Origin of the sequence: Pediococcus sp. EKM201D, assembly GCF_011800215.1 — a bacterium.
Classification (GTDB): Bacteria; Bacillota; Bacilli; order Lactobacillales; family Lactobacillaceae; genus Pediococcus; species Pediococcus pentosaceus.
Window position 1 is genome coordinate 76,997 of the sequence record NZ_JAALFK010000002.1, and the last position, 15,770, is coordinate 92,766.

The following is a 15,770-nucleotide window of genomic DNA, read 5'->3' on the forward strand; positions in this document are numbered from 1 at the left end:
TAAAAAACCATAACGATTAGATTTATATATCTAATCGTTATGGTTTTTTATCTACAAAACACTTTCAATGTTTTCGTGGCTCTATCAATATTATAAATAATCCACAGCCTATTAGGCTAACGCAGGATACAAACATACTAATATATTCACTATACCTTGCCTTTGATACTAACTTAATTTTATGATTACCTTTTTTCAAATTGATAGTCAATATTTTTTTGTCTGACTGAAACTTCTTCTTTTTTCCGTCAACATATAAGTGATAATCTACATTTTTATACATATTAATCGGTACAGTAGTTATTTTTTCCTTAGCTTTAACTTCAAATGTTGCTGAATTAGATGTACCACTATAATTTTTTATACCAGTATTAGCTTCTGTATAAAGAATATTATTGTTGTTTTTGTCCACCAAAGTATAATCTCTTAAACCATGTGTTTGCTCATGCGCAATTCTGACAAAATTTTCATCACTTTTTACATAAAACCTTATTGGATCGTCATTTTTCTTTAAATGAAATTGTAAAATACTATCGACACCCATTAAAATTAATAAAAAACTTATAATTAGTAGAATATATTTTTTGTGTACTTTTTGTTCTTCTAAATAAATCGTAATTGCTATAGTTATTAATAATACAATTAAAGCTGAAATCCTACCTAGAAATTGTATATTTCCAAAAACAGAGTCTTTTAATCTTGTATTCTCTAATTGTAACCAAGATGTCGTACAAATAAATAATATTACTGCAAAAACGGTCCATGGCACCCAATTACCTATTTTATCTTTTTTAAATAGTTCTACACATAAGAATATAATTAATATTAATCCAACCAATCCTATATTAAATATATACCTATCATCTTGTATGCTATTATCTAATACTGCAGATACCATCTTAGATGGGATTACAGGTGCTAATCCTTTAGTAGGAGTAAACATCTTATTAGTACTGGCTATTTTTACAATATTAAGTAGTGAGTAGCAACTTATTAATGCAGCTATTAATCCGCTTATTAGAAATCTTTTTATTTCGATTAAATTTACTTTTTTGAAAAAAATCCTTGTAAATTCTATTACTATTAATAGTAGACAAATTAGGAACAAACTAATCACATGGGAATTAGCAATCATCCCCATACCTATAGCGAGATAAACCGGTCCCTTATTTTTTCCACTCCAAATTTGCAAACATCCTAACATAACCAATGGTGCAAAAGTATAAGCAACCGCCTCACCTAGAGCTTCTCTAGAAAATAACAATGTTAAATGATATGCATTTACTCCATAAAATATTGCCGAAAAGATTCGTACTATATTATCCGAACTTAATTCTTTTACCAGCAAATAAGCATTCAACATTGTTACTAAGTTCAACAGTACATATCCTGCAAACATTGATTGCATTGGACTTCCCAATATTAATCTAGGCAATGTAAAAAATAGTGCTGTGGAAAACCAAGGATACATTCCATTAAATGCATTAACATGATCACCTAGACCTATAAAATTCACCAGAGGTGGCAACTTACCAACAGAAAATGCCCCGAAAACTGATTCCAATCTCGAAAGATGGATACCTCCATCCATTGTCAGCTTTAGAAAATTTCCGCTGAAGGCCGGTAATGTTACAATTATCGCGGTAATCACAAAAATAGTCAGCGTCAGTAGTAAGGGTCTTCGGCTGGCCATTACTTCTCCTCCTTAATAATGTAAATTGGACGATTTTTTGTTTCTAAATAGATTTCGGCAATATAGCGTCCGATAATACCAAGGCTCAACAATTGAACCCCACTAAAGAACAATATAATCACTGCTAGAGAAGGCCATCCAAAGGCCGCTGTATGTGGGAATAGGATTGCCCTAATCACCACTGCTATAGCTCCCAAAACAGCTAACACGCACGTTAGTACCCCTGCAGAAGTAACAAACGACAATGGAGCTGTTGAAAATGAAATAAACCCTTCAATCGCATATTTAAGTAACCCCCAGAATGACCAAGATGTACTACCGGCTACTCGTTCACGATTTTCGTAGGAAATGTAATAGGTATTGAACCCCACCCAGTTAAAAAGTCCCTTACTGAAACGTTCACGTTCGTCCATAGATAATACACTATCAACCATTTGACGAGTCATTACGCGGAAATCCCGAGCACCATCAACTAATTCTAAAGAACTTACCTTATTAATCCACTTATAAAACATGCGCGCGAAGAATGAACGAATCTTGCTTTCGCCATCTCGATCTTGTCTTCGGGTGGCAACGGCATCATATTCGCCTTCTTCGACAATTTTAAGCATTTTAGGAAGTAGTTCCGGAGGATCTTGTAAATCAACATCCATCACTGCTACAAAATCTCCTGTCGCTTTTTGGAGACCAGCATACAAGGCCGCTTCTTTTCCAAAATTTCTTGAAAAACTAATATAGTGAACTTCTTCATGCTCTTTTTGTAATTTTTTTAATTCGATTAAAGTCTTATCTTTAGAACCATCATCTACAAAAATAATTTCTGGTTCCACATCCATTTGTGATTCTACTTTAGAGAAAGCGTCATAAAATAACCCGACTGTCTCCTCTTCATTATATGCTGGAACAATTATTGATAACTTTTTCAAACTACTTCACCTATCCAAACTATTAAATAAACTTTCTTTTTTTGTACTTTCATGTTTTACTTAATAAGTTAACCTTACAATGATTCGGAGATGACATCATGCTTAATCAACTATTTTACAAGTACAAGTCTGTTATATCATATCTCTTTTGGGGCGTGGTAACCACCATCGTAAATATTGGTGTCTTTGCCATTCTATCAGATTACTTACATCTGTTCTACCAAGTTAGTAATGTAATTGCTTGGTTTGTTTCCGTGCTTGTGGCTTATGTTAGTAATAAACTTTGGGTTTTTAATTCTCATACTGAAACTACTGGTCAACTTGTAACCGAAGCAGTTCGATTCTTCTTAATGCGAACAGCCACTTTAGCAATTGATATTATTATTTTATATATTGGAATTACGCTTCTAAACGGAAACGATATTATCGTGAAAATTATTGATAATGTCGTTGTTGTCATTTCAAACTATGCGTTTAGTAAAATGGTCGTATTCAAAAACAAACAAAAATGGGATTAAATCCCATTTTTTTATTGTTCAAATTTAGCAATAGCTTCGGTTTCATCTAAAATTTCGATTCCTAAAGCTTGTGCCTTAGTTAATTTACTACCAGCATCGGCTCCTGCAATGAGGATATCAGTTTTCTTCGAAACTGAACCCGCCACATCTGCACCTAAACTAATTAAACGCTCCTTTAATTCATTTCGTGTATACTGTTCTAATTTTCCAGTCAAAACAACTTTTTTCCCTTTGTAATAACCATCAGGACTTTCAGCTGGCTTTACACCCAAATATTCCATATTAACTCCGACAGCCTTCAATTCATCAATCATATTTTGGGCTACATCACTTTGGAAAAATGTTGCTAAATTATTAGCTAAGGTTTCTCCGATCGTATCTACAGCATCAAATTCTTCAATTGTTGTTTGCATCAAATTATCCATCGTTCCGAATTTTTCCGCTAAAGTACGCGCCATCTTCGTACCAACCCCTTGAATCCCTAATCCATTAATTAAACGCTCTAAAGAATTTTTTCGGCTATTATCAATGGCTTCAAGTAAGTTGTTAACACGTTTCTCTTTAAAACCATCTAATTGGCTTAATTCCTCTGAAGTTAATTTGTATAAATCGTCAAAGTGATGAATAAAATTCTTCGCGTATAATTGTTGAATTTGTTTTGGTCCAAGTCCCATAATATTCATCGCATTTCGTGATCCAAAATGCTCTAAACGAGCTACAATTTGAGCTGGACAATCAGGGTTAATGCAACGAAGGGCCACTTCGCCATTTAAGTGAACTAATTCCTTACCACATGATGGACAGTGGGTTGGAATATCTAACTCACTAATTCCTACTGGACGCTTTTCTAACACTACTCGTGTAATTTCTGGAATGATATCACCAGCTTTATGTAACAGTACCGTATCGCCAATATGAACATCCTTAGCTGTTAATTGGTCTACATTATTCAAAGTGGCCCGGCTAACTGTTGTTCCAGCCAATTGAACGGGGTCCATCACCGCTGTGGGGGTTACCACGCCTGTTCGTCCTACCGTCCATTCAATATCTCGAACTACTGTAGCTGCCTCCTCTGGTGGAAATTTGTAGGCAATTTCCCATCTTGGAATTTTGACTGTGTGTCCTAATTCTTGCTGAAGACTTAAATCATTAACTTTCAAAACGATCCCGTCGATTCCATAAGGTAAATCTTCCCGTTGACCTTCGTATTTAGCAATATAATCCCAAACTTCATCTAAATTAGCACATACTTCTTGGGTAGGGTTAGTGTTAAAGCCTAATTCAGCCATCATTTGAATTGCCTGATGTTGAGTTTTGGCCCCTAATTGATTTGAATCCACAACTGTATAAATAAATGTGTCTAAATCCCGCTTCTTAGTTACATTTGTATTTAACTGTCGTAAGCTTCCTGCTGCCGCATTACGTGGATTAGCAAAAACTGGTTTTCCATCCTCTAATTGTTGTGCATTCAATTTAGCAAACGAAGCTTTAGGCATAAAGCATTCTCCTCGAACTTCAATCGAGAGCGGACGGGTCAATTTTTGGGGGACTGACTTAATAGTCTTCAAATTTTTAGTAATATCTTCACCAATATTTCCATCTCCACGGGTAGAGCCCTGAATCAGCTCACCATCTTGATAAATTAATGAAATTGCTAATCCATCAATTTTTAATTCAACATTATAATCAACTGGATGCCCAACATTTTTTTGGATACGATTATCAAATTCAACTAATTCATCGCGCGAAAAAACATCCCCCATCGACAACATCGGTTCTGTATGGGTAACTTTGGTAAAGCCCTCTAAAATTTCACCACCAACTCGTTGAGTAATCGAATCTTGGGTGATGATTTCTGGAAAAGCTTCTTCTAACGCCACTAAATCCGCATATTTTTCGTCATATTCGTAATCTTCAACTTCAGGAGCATCTTTGGTGTAATATAATTTGCTCCAACGATCCAAAGTCTCTCTAAGGTTTTGCGCTAATTTACTAGCTTCTTCAACCTGCATCTCTTCCAATTTTTTTGGTAAACTCATCTTTTCTCTCCCATGACTTATATATCAAGATCTAATTCGACTGGACAATGATCGGAACCAAAAATTTCAGTATGAATCTGGGCGTCAGTCAATTTTTGATCCAACGCCTTTGAACTAACAAAGTAGTCAATCCGCCATCCAGCATTATTAGCACGTGCATTAAATCGATAGCTCCACCAAGAATAAACTCCTTCTTTTGAGGGGTAGAAGTATCGGTATGTATCTGTAAAACCACTATTTAATAACTGTGTAAATTTATTGCGTTCCTCGTCTGTAAATCCTGCATTTTTATGATTAGTTTTGTCATTCTTTAAATCAATCTCTTGGTGCGCCACGTTTAAATCTCCACAGAAAATAACGGGTTTATGCTGATTTAACTGGTCTATGTATGCTCTAAATGCATCATCCCAAGCCATTCGATATTCTAGTCTCTTTAATTTTGGCTGTGAATTTGGTGTATAACAAGTAATTACGTAAAATTTTTCAAATTCTAAAGTAATTATACGACCTTCTTGGTCATGTTCTTCAATTCCAAGACCATATCTTACAGCAAGCGGCTTTTTTTTAGTAAAAATTGCCGTACCAGAATATCCTTTTTTCTCCGCATAATTCCAATATTGATAGTAGTGAGGCAATTCTAATTCAATTTGCCCCTCTTGCAACTTTGTTTCCTGGATGCAAAATATATCTGCATCTAGTTCCTTAAAAACATCCAGAAATCCATGCTTAACCGCTGCACGCAATCCATTTACATTCCATGAAATAAGCTTCAAAATGACTTCCTCCAGTGTAAAAATTAATTTACTAATATTCCCATTCTATTATCGCATATTTTATTACTGATAGTACGCAATACATCAGCTTGCTTTCCTAAAAACGATTCCTTCAAACGCTCTAAAACGCTATAATTAAATAAAAAAGGACGGTGTTTTTAATGAAAATTAGCGTTGACTTAATTAATGGCTACTTACCAGATCAATTTGGTAAGCATGCTCCCAAAGCATATACATCCCATGATTTTCCAACTCGCTCATTCCCTATCAATATTAGTGATATTCCGATTGGAACTAAAGCATTAGCATTAACTTTAATCGACTATGATGCTGTTCCTGTGGCTGGTTTCCCTTGGATTCATTGGATTGCTACTGATATTGATGCAACTAATTATATCCCTGAAAATATTAGTATTTTAAATACAGGTATCGTGCAAGGTAAAAATAGTTCTGTTTCTAAATATATTGATTTTCATGACCCAGCAATCGAGGCCCGTTACCTAGGTCCTAAACCTCCTGCTGATCACGACTATACTCTGACGGTCTATGCCTTAAAAGAAAAGACTGGTTTAAAACCAGGATTTTATCTTAATGATTTAATGCGCCAAACCAAAGAACGAACAATTGAAAAAGCAACACTTGAGATCCCATCGCGAGGTTAAAAATAAGCTGCTACCAAAGGAAATAAAATCTTTGATAACAGCTTATTTTTTTGTCTTAATATTAAGGAATATTTTCCTATTTTGTATAGAAAACACTTGTTACAACGCCTTTTTAATTACTAAATAAAAATGAACGTTTTACCTGTCTGAATAGACGTATAAAAGCATAAAATACTATTGAAATCCAGCTTAACATAGCTATCCACAGCATCATTACACTAACTTTTTTAGGCGTATACGTTACTTCCATAACATTTTTACCAATCTTTCCTTTAACCTTAGGAACCTTAATTATACCTCCCGAAGATCTAGGGATTACTGGTAAGCCGTTTAATTTAAAATGATTATTTTTATAATATGCAACTGGTGGATTATCATAAGTTCCATTGCCCTTCCATGTCACAATAATCTTATGTTGCGCTACTTCCTTTTTATAATTTTTATTTTTGGTCGGTTGGATAATTTTATTGTTATAATCCCAGTATACAGAATTATCTATGCTATGATTAGCAGGCATATAATCCGAAGTTGACTTAGTAATATAATTAATATCCTGTTCATTTAAAGGCTGCTTCATCAAATAAGTAATATGTTTTAAAGTTTTAGGATCACGTCCAATATATGGTATAGTAGTCGATTTTGAAACTAATACATTGTGGCTTGCACTCCGATTATAGCGAAAATTAGAGCGCATATTTACTACTAAGAAAAGTAACAACACTAGGATTAGTCCATTCCTAATTTGTTTGATAAAGAAATTTGTACACTCAAAATCACCAATGCTGGCAACTGTAATTAATGCTAACACTGTGGCTGGGCCTACTAAACGTGCTGGAAATTGTAGTAAACTACTAAAAACAGCACTATCATGCATGATAGTAGGCCAATCAATAATAATAGTTGTTGAACACAAAAATAATGTTAATGATAAAAACCCTGTAACCTTCATAGCTAGAGATATCTTTTTAAAGAAGAACAATAAAGTTGAAGAAACGGCTAAAATAAAAAACAAGTTAACCCATTTTCCAGAAAATATTTGTAAAATATTATAAATACCCTTGCCATCGACAAAATCAAACTTAACGATAGGCACTATATAGTTACCATTATATAATTCGAACATTCCCGCTACTACATTTAATGATAAGCTTATACAAAGCAAAACTGCGTAAATACCATTTTTAAGTAATTTTTTTCTAGAAGCTCTATTAATTATTAAGGCAATAATAGCATAGATAACTAACAAGAATACTGATTGAATAGCAGTTGCTAGGTGTGTTTGTACCACTACTGCCATAATAGTACCTAGTTGAACCCAATTGATAGGTTCATCTTTATTATTAACCATCCGCATGCCGCACCCGACTACCAAAGGAATAAGCATTGCACCAATACTGGTAAAGTTCTGTGCCGCATCCCATCTAATTACAGCTGGACTAAATGCGTACATAATACAAACCAATTGAATCATGAATTGATTTTTTACCTTTCCCATTTTAAGGGCATAATTCATAGATAACCCTGATAAAATAAAAAATAAAAAACGCGTTACAATTTCAAATTTATAAAAACTCCCGCAAATAAGCAATATTCCACCAAAAATATATGTGATTAACGGACTATATACTGATGTGACCATTCGACCTGAGTTAGAGAACCCATATAATTGAATAAAGTAGGAAAAATTATGATTTTTTATCTGCATAGCAGTATCATATATCCGGTTAAAATGAAATAATCCATCTGCACCAATAATCGTAATATGATGGTGTATCTGAGGGATCGTTATGAATATACCTATGACTAATATAATTATAAGATACCAGTGCGTCTTAATTTTTTTATTTAGAGCAACCATATATTTTCTCCCCACTAAACCTTTAATATATTTTTATACACGCAACGATATTAACAATGCCAGAATATCCGTCATAATGTAAAATGATATTTTAAATTCATAAATTATATTATTTAATCAATAGAACTTATTAAATTTTTAGTAAACAAAAAACATCAGCAACCACTCCAAGTGGCTGCTGATGTTTTTTATAATTGTGACTTTTAAATTATATTTTTAGATAAATTGGATCAATGTCATTACGATTGGTACAACGACAATGAATAAAATCGTACTAGTTGTAACCAAGTTGGTAGCGTACTTAACATCACCATGCGCTTCATTAGCTAAGATTGGCATAACAGCTAATCCAGGTGCAGCTGCTTGAACGATTAAAGTTTGCATTTCCATCGTTGGTAAGCTGTGACCTGTATGTGCTCCTAATAAGATCAACCCTGTAATTACAAGTGGTGAAAGAACAAAACGACCAATCAAGGCAAAGATTGTATCACGATCAAAATGAATACTCTTTAAACCTGCATCGTATAATACGATACCGATATAGATTAATGATAATGGTGTAACCAAGTTACCTACGTAACTCAATGTGTTACCAGCCCAACCTGGAACAGGTAAGCCAAGTACTAGCCAAACGATAGCTACTAGGAAGCCAAGTAATGGAGGTGGAAGAAGTTTCTTCCAGTTTATCTTACGGCCAGTAGACTTGTCGTCAGCTTTCTTAGTTGGATCATCATTAGCAATCAAGAAGACCCCAAAGGCCCATGTTGAAACTGTATTTGTTACATAATAAACCAAGAAGTAGGCTAAACTCTTTGTACCAAATAAAGCAATATTCAAAGGTAATCCGATAAAGATGGTATTAGCATTAACTACCGTGTTCATAAATAGTCCACGACGACCTGGACGCACCTTTAATAATTTAACCGTAATCCAAGCAATGATGTAACCAATAATTACTCCTCCAAATGAATAAATCAATCCACTTGAAAGACCAATCAACTTAGGTAATGTTAGATATTTCATTACTGACATGAAAATTGAAGCTGGTAAAGCCACATTCATAATTAATTTTGAAATACTACCACTAAATTGGTCGTCAAACCAACCCATTCCTCGCAACCCAAAACCAAGGCCCATCATTAAAAGAATCGTAACAATACTTCCAACAGACGTAATAAACGCAGTCATTTTCTCACACTCTCTTCTTTTCACAAAACTGAAACGCTCGGATTTACCAACGTCCTCTCCACAGTTTTGCTTCTCTTATTTTAATTCTCTCTTTTGCTTTCTCCGATTGTCCTGATTTTAGTATTCAGGATTCCAACGTGTATCTTCAACTGCTTGATCAACATTATCAATCTTTTCTTTTGTAAGTCCTTGATCAACAGCACTTTGAGCAATTGCCTTAGCAACAGTATTAGAGAAATCGCTCAATTTTGAAACAGGAGGTAATACAGCAGCTCCTGGTTGGTCAACATCCACGATACCACCTAATGAATGAGCAGCTTTAGAAATCATTGTGTCATTCAATACCTTAGCAGTCGAAGCAATCACACCTAAACCTAAACCAGGGTAAACTAAAGCATTATTAGCTTGACCAATTTGGTAAGTTACACCGTTGTATTCAATATCTCCTACTGGAATACCAGTAGCAATTAATGCGCGGCCATCAGTCCACTTAAGTAAATCTTCAGCTTTAGCTTCAGCTAACTTAGTAGGATTTGATAGTGGGAAGATAATTGGACGTTCTGTATGAGCTGCCATTTCACGTACAACTTCTTCTGTAAATGAACCTGGTTGAGTAGAAGTACCCACCATAATTGTTGGGTGAACTGCTTTAACAACTGATAATAGATCAGTTAGTTCATCAGCATTATCAAATTCACTTCGTTTGCGAGCAAATGGTTTTTGTTCTGGTGTCAATGTTTCATCGTCATCGAACAATAGTCCTTGCTTGTCTACCATGTAGAAGTGCTTCTTAGCTTCTTCTTCTGATAAACCATTTTCAATCATTTCTTCGTAGATTCGTCCTAAAATACCGGCTCCGGCTGTACCTGCACCAAAGCTTAAGTAAACTTGGTCTGTAATCTTTTGCTTAGAAATGTTTAATGCTCCAAGGATACCAGCTAATGTGATAATTCCTGTTCCTTGAATATCATCATTGAAGATTACATAACGATCTTTGTACTTATTCAAAATGTTAGCTGCATTATCACGACCAAAGTCTTCGAAATGCAAGTACATGTTAGGGAATAAGTTTTCAGCTGTTTCAACAAACTTATCAACAAAATCGTAGTAACGATCACCTTTAATCCGTTCGTGACGGTTACCTAAATACATTGGGTTCTTCAATAAATCTTGGTTGTTAGTACCGACATCTAGAACAACAGGCAATACTTGGCTTGGGTCGATACCAGCAGCAGCTGTATAAACCATCAATTTACCAACAGAGATATCAACACCGTTAGTACCCCAGTCACCAATACCTAAGATACCTTCTGCATCAGTAACAACAATCAAACGAATATCGCGTCCAGCAGCTGAATTTTTCAAAGCTTCTTCCATCATATCTGGATCATCGATTGATAGGAATGTTGCATTTTGTGATTGTACATATAATTCACTATAGTTTTCGATTGTATCTGCAATAGTTGGATCGTAAACGATTGGCATAAATTCAACAACGTGTTGACTAAATAACTTGTAGAATAACACGCGGTTTTCGTTGAAGATTTGCATCAAGAACAAACGCTTTTCAAGGTCATTGGCCTTGGTTTGAAATTGTGCATAAACTTGTTCAACTTGTTCATCGATTGTTTGGATGTATGGTGGAATTAAACCATTCAATCCTAATTGGTCACGTTCTTCTTTAGTGAACGCCGTTCCTTTATTTAAATATGGATTATTAAGAATACTCATTGCTTTTTCAGTCATTTTTCTTCCTCCAGTTCTTATTTACTGTGTAAGTCTAATCCCTCGTAAAAACTATAGTCAAATTTATTATTAGTTATAAATATTTTTTATATTAATTCTAAAAATGCTGTTATAATAGTATTTCGGAGGTGCAATATGAACATTAAAGATTTGAATTATTTTCATGAACTCGTAAAAAATAAAAATTTTTCTTCAGTTGCCGAAATTTTTCATGTTAGCCAACCGACAATTAGTATGTCAGTTCGCCGATTAGAAGAAGAGTTTAATACCACCCTTTTCACTCGCGACCAAGGACGTCACCACTTAAATGTCACTTTGAGCGGTCAACAACTAGATGAACATGTTAATGCGATTTTGGATCATATCGCCATTGCGCAAAATAGTATCAACAATATTAATACCAACAAACTCATTTTGGGATTACCCCCCATTATGACCAAATACTTTTTTCCAAAAATCGCTAAACAGCTTACCGAACAAAATCTATTAAAAGCAATTGTTCCCGTAGAAAAAGGATCAGCTGAGTTAGAAAAAATGCTTTTAAATGGAACCTTGGATATGTCATTAATGGGATCGGTTCAAAATGAACATCACCGAAATTTAGCCTACCAACACTTGGGAAAAGACCATTTTACCGCTATCGTTGGTAACCAATCACCTTTCTTTAAACGTGAAAAGATTTGGTTTTCTGAATTAAAGAATGAAAAATTTCTTACTTTTGATAGTAACTTCGTTCATTCTGAAGCCTTAAAAAATTTTAGTAAGATTACAAACTTTCGACCTAATATCGTCTATCAAAGTAACGACGCTCAGGTCATTCAAGAAATGGTTGCTCAAAATGTTGGAGTCGGATTTATCGCCAATTCAGCACTCACTACCCGCCCAGATATTAAAGCATTGCCTTTTTATGATGAAGACCAACCTTTCTTCTATATGAATTTGGTCCAACGTAAAGACCGGATTCTAAGTCCCAATCAACAAAAGATTGCCGATTTAATTTATGGAAATTCGCTAATGAAATAAAAAAGTTTGATACTTGATTAAAAATCGCGTATCAAACTTTTTTTGAATCTACTTTAGAAACGTGCATATCCTAAAGCATGTTGCGCAGCTAAATTAATTAAACTCCATTGTCGGTCGTAGCCTGGTTGGAAGAAGAAATCTGCTTCAGCCAAGTCTTCTACCGTCAATCGGTGTTCCACTGCCAAAGCTAAAACATTTCCTTGTGCCGTCATGTCAGCGGTCGAAAGTACCGCGCCGCCTAAAACAATGTGGGTATGGGGGTCAAACGTGATATCAACATCAACGCGCACATTTCCTTCCGCCTTGGGAACATACGCGGGGCGAATATGATCTACGTAATGTGAGTTAACAATTTCAACATTAGAACGTTCTGCCGTAAATTCATTTACACCGGTCGAAGCAAAATGTTCGTCAAACACATGTAAGGCTGATGAACCAACAACTCCCTTAAAAATTTGAGTTGGTTTCTTTTCAAAAATATGGTTCACAACATATTGAGCTTCTCGACGGGCGGTTGTAGCTAGGGCAATCGGCGATGGTTTTCCGGCTGGAATCGATAATGGTAAGATCGCATCTCCAATGGCGAATACGTCTGGCACATTGGTCCTCAAGTATCCATCTACATTGATGAATCCTCGATCAGTCAAGTCCACAACGCCCTTAAGCCATTCTGTATTAGGTTGGACACCCGCAGCTTGAATTACCAAATCTGCAGGATAACTTCCCTTTTTAGTTTCTACACTGGCAACTTTATCATCGCCTTTAAATGCAGTGATACTTTGGCTCATTTCTACTTGAATACCATTGTCAGTTAATGTTTTATCAATAATTTCCGTCATTTCATGGTTTAGGTAATTTCCGAGGGGACGGTCGATGAAATCGAATAAGGTGACGTGTTTACCTTTCTTAGCAAATACTTCAGCTGCTTCAATTCCAATATATCCTGAACCAATTACGGCTACGTTTTTAATGCTATCATCAGTCAAGGCAGCTTTAATCTTAGTTGCCCAGTCATAACCACGCATTAAATAAACATTTTTAAGATCTGTGCCTGGTACCGGTAGATTCTTAGGTGTTACTCCTGAACTAAGAATTAATTTATCATAAGCTACTTGTTCTTCTGAACCTGCTTTCAGGTCTTTGACTGTCACCTTTTTTTGATCAACATCAATTGCTGTAACTTGATGATTGTTATAAATCTTTCCACCTTTAGAAGTGATATCCTCTGGCCGGAAATTTCTTACGTCATTAACGTCTGTAACTTGGTCTTCTAAATAAAGTTGCATCCCACACGACATAAACGATACGAAATCTCCCATTTCATAGATCGTAACATCGACATTATCGTATTTATCTAATAGCTCAATCGCCGATTCGTGCCCTCCATGTGATGCCCCAACAATGATAACTTTTACTTTATCCATCTGTATTGTCCCCCTATTTCTTAATATTACGTCTACAGTCTAACTCTTTTTGTGAACCGCTTACAATTAAAACGCTTATAAACTACAAATAAAAAAAGCCATTAACCTATCTCTGTAGTGACTTCCAATAGCTAGATTTTTGGTCTAACTTTTTGGGCACTAGCATCTTTGTTAATGACTTTTGATTCAGTTATTAAAATTTAAACCACGCATCGATTTGATGGTATTCTTGATCGCTTAGTTCGATTGCGGTAGCTTTAACGTTACTTTTTACCTGTTCTGCTTTACGAGCTCCTGGAATTACAACGCCGAGGTTGGGGTTCTTTAGATACCATGCCAACACTACTTGAGCTACCGTTGCATCTTTACTTTCAGCAATTCCACGTACCTTTTCAACGGCATCGATGATTTGATCAAATTCCGCTTGGGAATATTGGTTGAACTTTCCGCTATCTGTCTTAGCATATTTACCAGTCAAAATTCCAGAAGCTAATGGAAAGTATGGAACAAAAGTAATATTACGCTCATTTAAATATGGAATTAATTCTTTTTCAGCATCACGATGCACAAGACTGTAATGATCCTCGACAACGTCAATAACATCATCAGCATTGGCCTCTTTAATTTGCTCTAAACTAAAGTTAGAAACTCCAATGGCTTTGATCTTACCCGCATCCCGTGCCTTGACTAAGGCTTCAATTGCTTCTGCTTTGTTAGTGGTTTCATCTGGAAAGTGGATATAAAAAATATCAATATAATCGGTTTTTAATCGTTTCAAGGCATGATCAATTTGTTGAGTTAAAAATTCCGGATTATTGTTAGGTTTATAATCATGGTTTACGTCCTGAGCTGCCTTAGTTGCAATCGTTATATTACTACGGTCATAATCTTTAATTACATCACCAATGATTTCTTCTGAACGACCATACCCGTATGCATAAGCTGTATCTAACAACTTAATGTTGCTATCCAAAGCGGTTCTAACTACTTCGTAACCATCTTGATCTTCTAACCCTTCAAACAAGTTATGTCCACCAACTTTATTGGTCCCTAATCCTAAAGTTGTAGTTTCAACTGCACTTTTACCAATTTTGATTTGATTTAACATTGTACTTTCCTCCTATCATCTAAACATGGTTAGAATAACAGAAATCGATTTTACAAACTAACAATATGCGACAAATTATAGTTTATCTACTGTGTCCATTAATGATGCAATCGATGCATCCTCAGACTTACGATCAATCTTAATCACGTTCCAACCAGCATCTTGGGCAGGTTTCAAATCTTTAACTTCATCTACAGCAACATGAACATGTTTCTCTACATCATTGCCGAGTTGATCATTAACATAGTCAAAGAATTTTTGATTAGGCTTATATGTCTGAACATCTTCTGCCGTAATAATCATATCAAATTCATGATCTAGATTAATCACATTACTTTGAATTAAATCTCTAGAATGGTTCGTCATCAATACTGTTTCATAGCCCTTAGCTTTAATTTGATAAAGCGCAGTCGGTGCATCAGGGAAAGGCTTCATCACGGTATGAGCAATCAAAACATCACTAAAGTCACTAGGGTCAACTTTAAATCCTAACTCATCTGCCGTTTGATTGAGGGCTTCTTCCATTAACTTGGAGTATTTTACAAACTCATCAGCTTTCATCAAAGCTAATTCTTTTTCAACGTAAGTGTTACGAACTAAATTATCGTCAATATTATAACGTTCACCTAATCGACCAATTGCTCTGTAAAAAACTTCTGTATCAAATAAAGTATCAAATCCTGCAAAGCTAACTACTTTTTTCATTATTAAAACACCATCCTAAATCTATTTCCTTCTATTATACCGTTTTTATTTATCAAATAAATTTGAACATTTTCAGCTTCTTCGTATGATACTATAGAAATAACTAC

At 35.0% G+C, this 15,770-nt stretch carries 13 protein-coding genes; 3 read left to right on the forward strand and 10 right to left on the reverse strand.

The window, feature by feature from the left end; all coding sequences use genetic code 11:
- Positions 1–64 precede the first annotated feature (64 nt).
- The gene (locus tag HFC68_RS03230) at positions 65–1,693 is read right to left on the reverse strand and encodes a hypothetical protein (RefSeq protein ID WP_011673759.1); all 1,629 of its coding nucleotides are present in this window, start codon (positions 1,691–1,693) and stop codon (positions 65–67) included.
- A complete protein-coding gene (locus tag HFC68_RS03235; RefSeq protein WP_011673760.1) occupies positions 1,693–2,619 on the reverse strand; it encodes a glycosyltransferase family 2 protein in 927 nt (308 codons plus the stop codon). Before HFC68_RS03235 ends, HFC68_RS03230 begins: the two co-directional genes overlap by 1 nt.
- Before the next feature lie 98 nt (positions 2,620–2,717).
- Here HFC68_RS03235 and HFC68_RS03240 point away from each other — a divergent pair, with 98 nt between their 5' ends.
- Positions 2,718–3,137 carry a GtrA family protein gene (locus HFC68_RS03240; protein ID WP_011673761.1) on the forward strand — a complete coding sequence of 140 codons (420 nt, stop codon included), beginning with the start codon at positions 2,718–2,720 and terminating at the stop codon, positions 3,135–3,137.
- 11 nt (positions 3,138–3,148) lie between these two features.
- On the opposite strand, the gene ligA is transcribed toward HFC68_RS03240, so the two are convergent.
- Together ligA and HFC68_RS03250 are read right to left on the reverse strand one after the other, a co-directional pair.
- Entirely contained in the window at positions 3,149–5,176 is a 2,028-nt protein-coding gene (gene ligA / locus HFC68_RS03245) for an NAD-dependent DNA ligase LigA (protein WP_060744082.1), read from the reverse strand.
- 17 nt (positions 5,177–5,193) lie between these two features.
- Positions 5,194–5,949 (reverse strand): exodeoxyribonuclease III, encoded by a 756-nt coding sequence (locus HFC68_RS03250; RefSeq protein ID WP_011673763.1) that lies wholly within the window; start codon positions 5,947–5,949, stop codon positions 5,194–5,196.
- 161 nt (positions 5,950–6,110) lie between these two features.
- Here HFC68_RS03250 and HFC68_RS03255 point away from each other — a divergent pair, with 161 nt between their 5' ends.
- Positions 6,111–6,611 (forward strand): YbhB/YbcL family Raf kinase inhibitor-like protein, encoded by a 501-nt coding sequence (locus HFC68_RS03255; RefSeq protein ID WP_002832962.1) that lies wholly within the window; start codon positions 6,111–6,113, stop codon positions 6,609–6,611.
- Positions 6,612–6,723: 112 nt separating this feature from the next.
- On the opposite strand, the gene HFC68_RS03260 is transcribed toward HFC68_RS03255, so the two are convergent.
- From HFC68_RS03260 to HFC68_RS03270, 3 genes are all read right to left on the reverse strand, one after another.
- Positions 6,724–8,469, reverse strand: coding sequence for a hypothetical protein (locus HFC68_RS03260; protein ID WP_011673764.1), 1,746 nt, complete (start codon positions 8,467–8,469; stop codon positions 6,724–6,726).
- Positions 8,470–8,685: 216 nt separating this feature from the next.
- Positions 8,686–9,657 (reverse strand): AEC family transporter, encoded by a 972-nt coding sequence (locus HFC68_RS03265; RefSeq protein WP_002832960.1) that lies wholly within the window; start codon positions 9,655–9,657, stop codon positions 8,686–8,688.
- A 117-nt stretch (positions 9,658–9,774) separates the two neighbouring features.
- Positions 9,775–11,403, reverse strand: coding sequence for a malolactic enzyme (locus HFC68_RS03270; protein WP_002832959.1), 1,629 nt, complete (start codon positions 11,401–11,403; stop codon positions 9,775–9,777).
- A 135-nt stretch (positions 11,404–11,538) separates the two neighbouring features.
- On the opposite strand from HFC68_RS03270, the gene HFC68_RS03275 reads away from it, so the two are divergent.
- Positions 11,539–12,426, forward strand: a complete 888-nt coding sequence (locus HFC68_RS03275) for a LysR family transcriptional regulator (RefSeq protein ID WP_002832958.1) — start codon at positions 11,539–11,541, stop codon at positions 12,424–12,426.
- A gap of 53 nt (positions 12,427–12,479) precedes the next feature.
- On the opposite strand, the gene HFC68_RS03280 is transcribed toward HFC68_RS03275, so the two are convergent.
- The 3 genes from HFC68_RS03280 to HFC68_RS03290 all read right to left on the reverse strand — a co-directional run bounded on the left by HFC68_RS03280 (position 12,480) and on the right by HFC68_RS03290 (position 15,663).
- Positions 12,480–13,850: an FAD-dependent oxidoreductase gene (locus HFC68_RS03280; protein WP_167399683.1), complete on the reverse strand. Its 1,371-nt coding sequence runs from the start codon at positions 13,848–13,850 to the stop codon at positions 12,480–12,482.
- A 193-nt stretch (positions 13,851–14,043) separates the two neighbouring features.
- Positions 14,044–14,958, reverse strand: coding sequence for an aldo/keto reductase (locus HFC68_RS03285; protein ID WP_011673766.1), 915 nt, complete (start codon positions 14,956–14,958; stop codon positions 14,044–14,046).
- A gap of 75 nt (positions 14,959–15,033) precedes the next feature.
- Entirely contained in the window at positions 15,034–15,663 is a 630-nt protein-coding gene (locus HFC68_RS03290) for an HAD-IA family hydrolase (RefSeq protein ID WP_002832955.1), read from the reverse strand.
- Positions 15,664–15,770 lie beyond the last annotated feature (107 nt).

Coding starts and splice junctions, on each gene's coding strand:
- ligA (WP_060744082.1), bottom strand. CDS start 5,176: ATGAGTTTACCAAAAAAATTGGAAGAGATGCAGGTTGAAGAAGCTAGT.
- HFC68_RS03285 (WP_011673766.1), bottom strand. CDS start 14,958: ATGTTAAATCAAATCAAAATTGGTAAAAGTGCAGTTGAAACTACAACT.
- HFC68_RS03240 (WP_011673761.1), top strand. CDS start 2,718: ATGCTTAATCAACTATTTTACAAGTACAAGTCTGTTATATCATATCTC.
- HFC68_RS03275 (WP_002832958.1), top strand. CDS start 11,539: ATGAACATTAAAGATTTGAATTATTTTCATGAACTCGTAAAAAATAAA.
- HFC68_RS03280 (WP_167399683.1), bottom strand. CDS start 13,850: ATGGATAAAGTAAAAGTTATCATTGTTGGGGCATCACATGGAGGGCAC.
- HFC68_RS03265 (WP_002832960.1), bottom strand. CDS start 9,657: ATGACTGCGTTTATTACGTCTGTTGGAAGTATTGTTACGATTCTTTTA.
- HFC68_RS03270 (WP_002832959.1), bottom strand. CDS start 11,403: ATGACTGAAAAAGCAATGAGTATTCTTAATAATCCATATTTAAATAAA.
- HFC68_RS03260 (WP_011673764.1), bottom strand. CDS start 8,469: ATGGTTGCTCTAAATAAAAAAATTAAGACGCACTGGTATCTTATAATT.
- HFC68_RS03255 (WP_002832962.1), top strand. CDS start 6,111: ATGAAAATTAGCGTTGACTTAATTAATGGCTACTTACCAGATCAATTT.
- HFC68_RS03290 (WP_002832955.1), bottom strand. CDS start 15,663: ATGAAAAAAGTAGTTAGCTTTGCAGGATTTGATACTTTATTTGATACA.
- HFC68_RS03230 (WP_011673759.1), bottom strand. CDS start 1,693: ATGGCCAGCCGAAGACCCTTACTACTGACGCTGACTATTTTTGTGATT.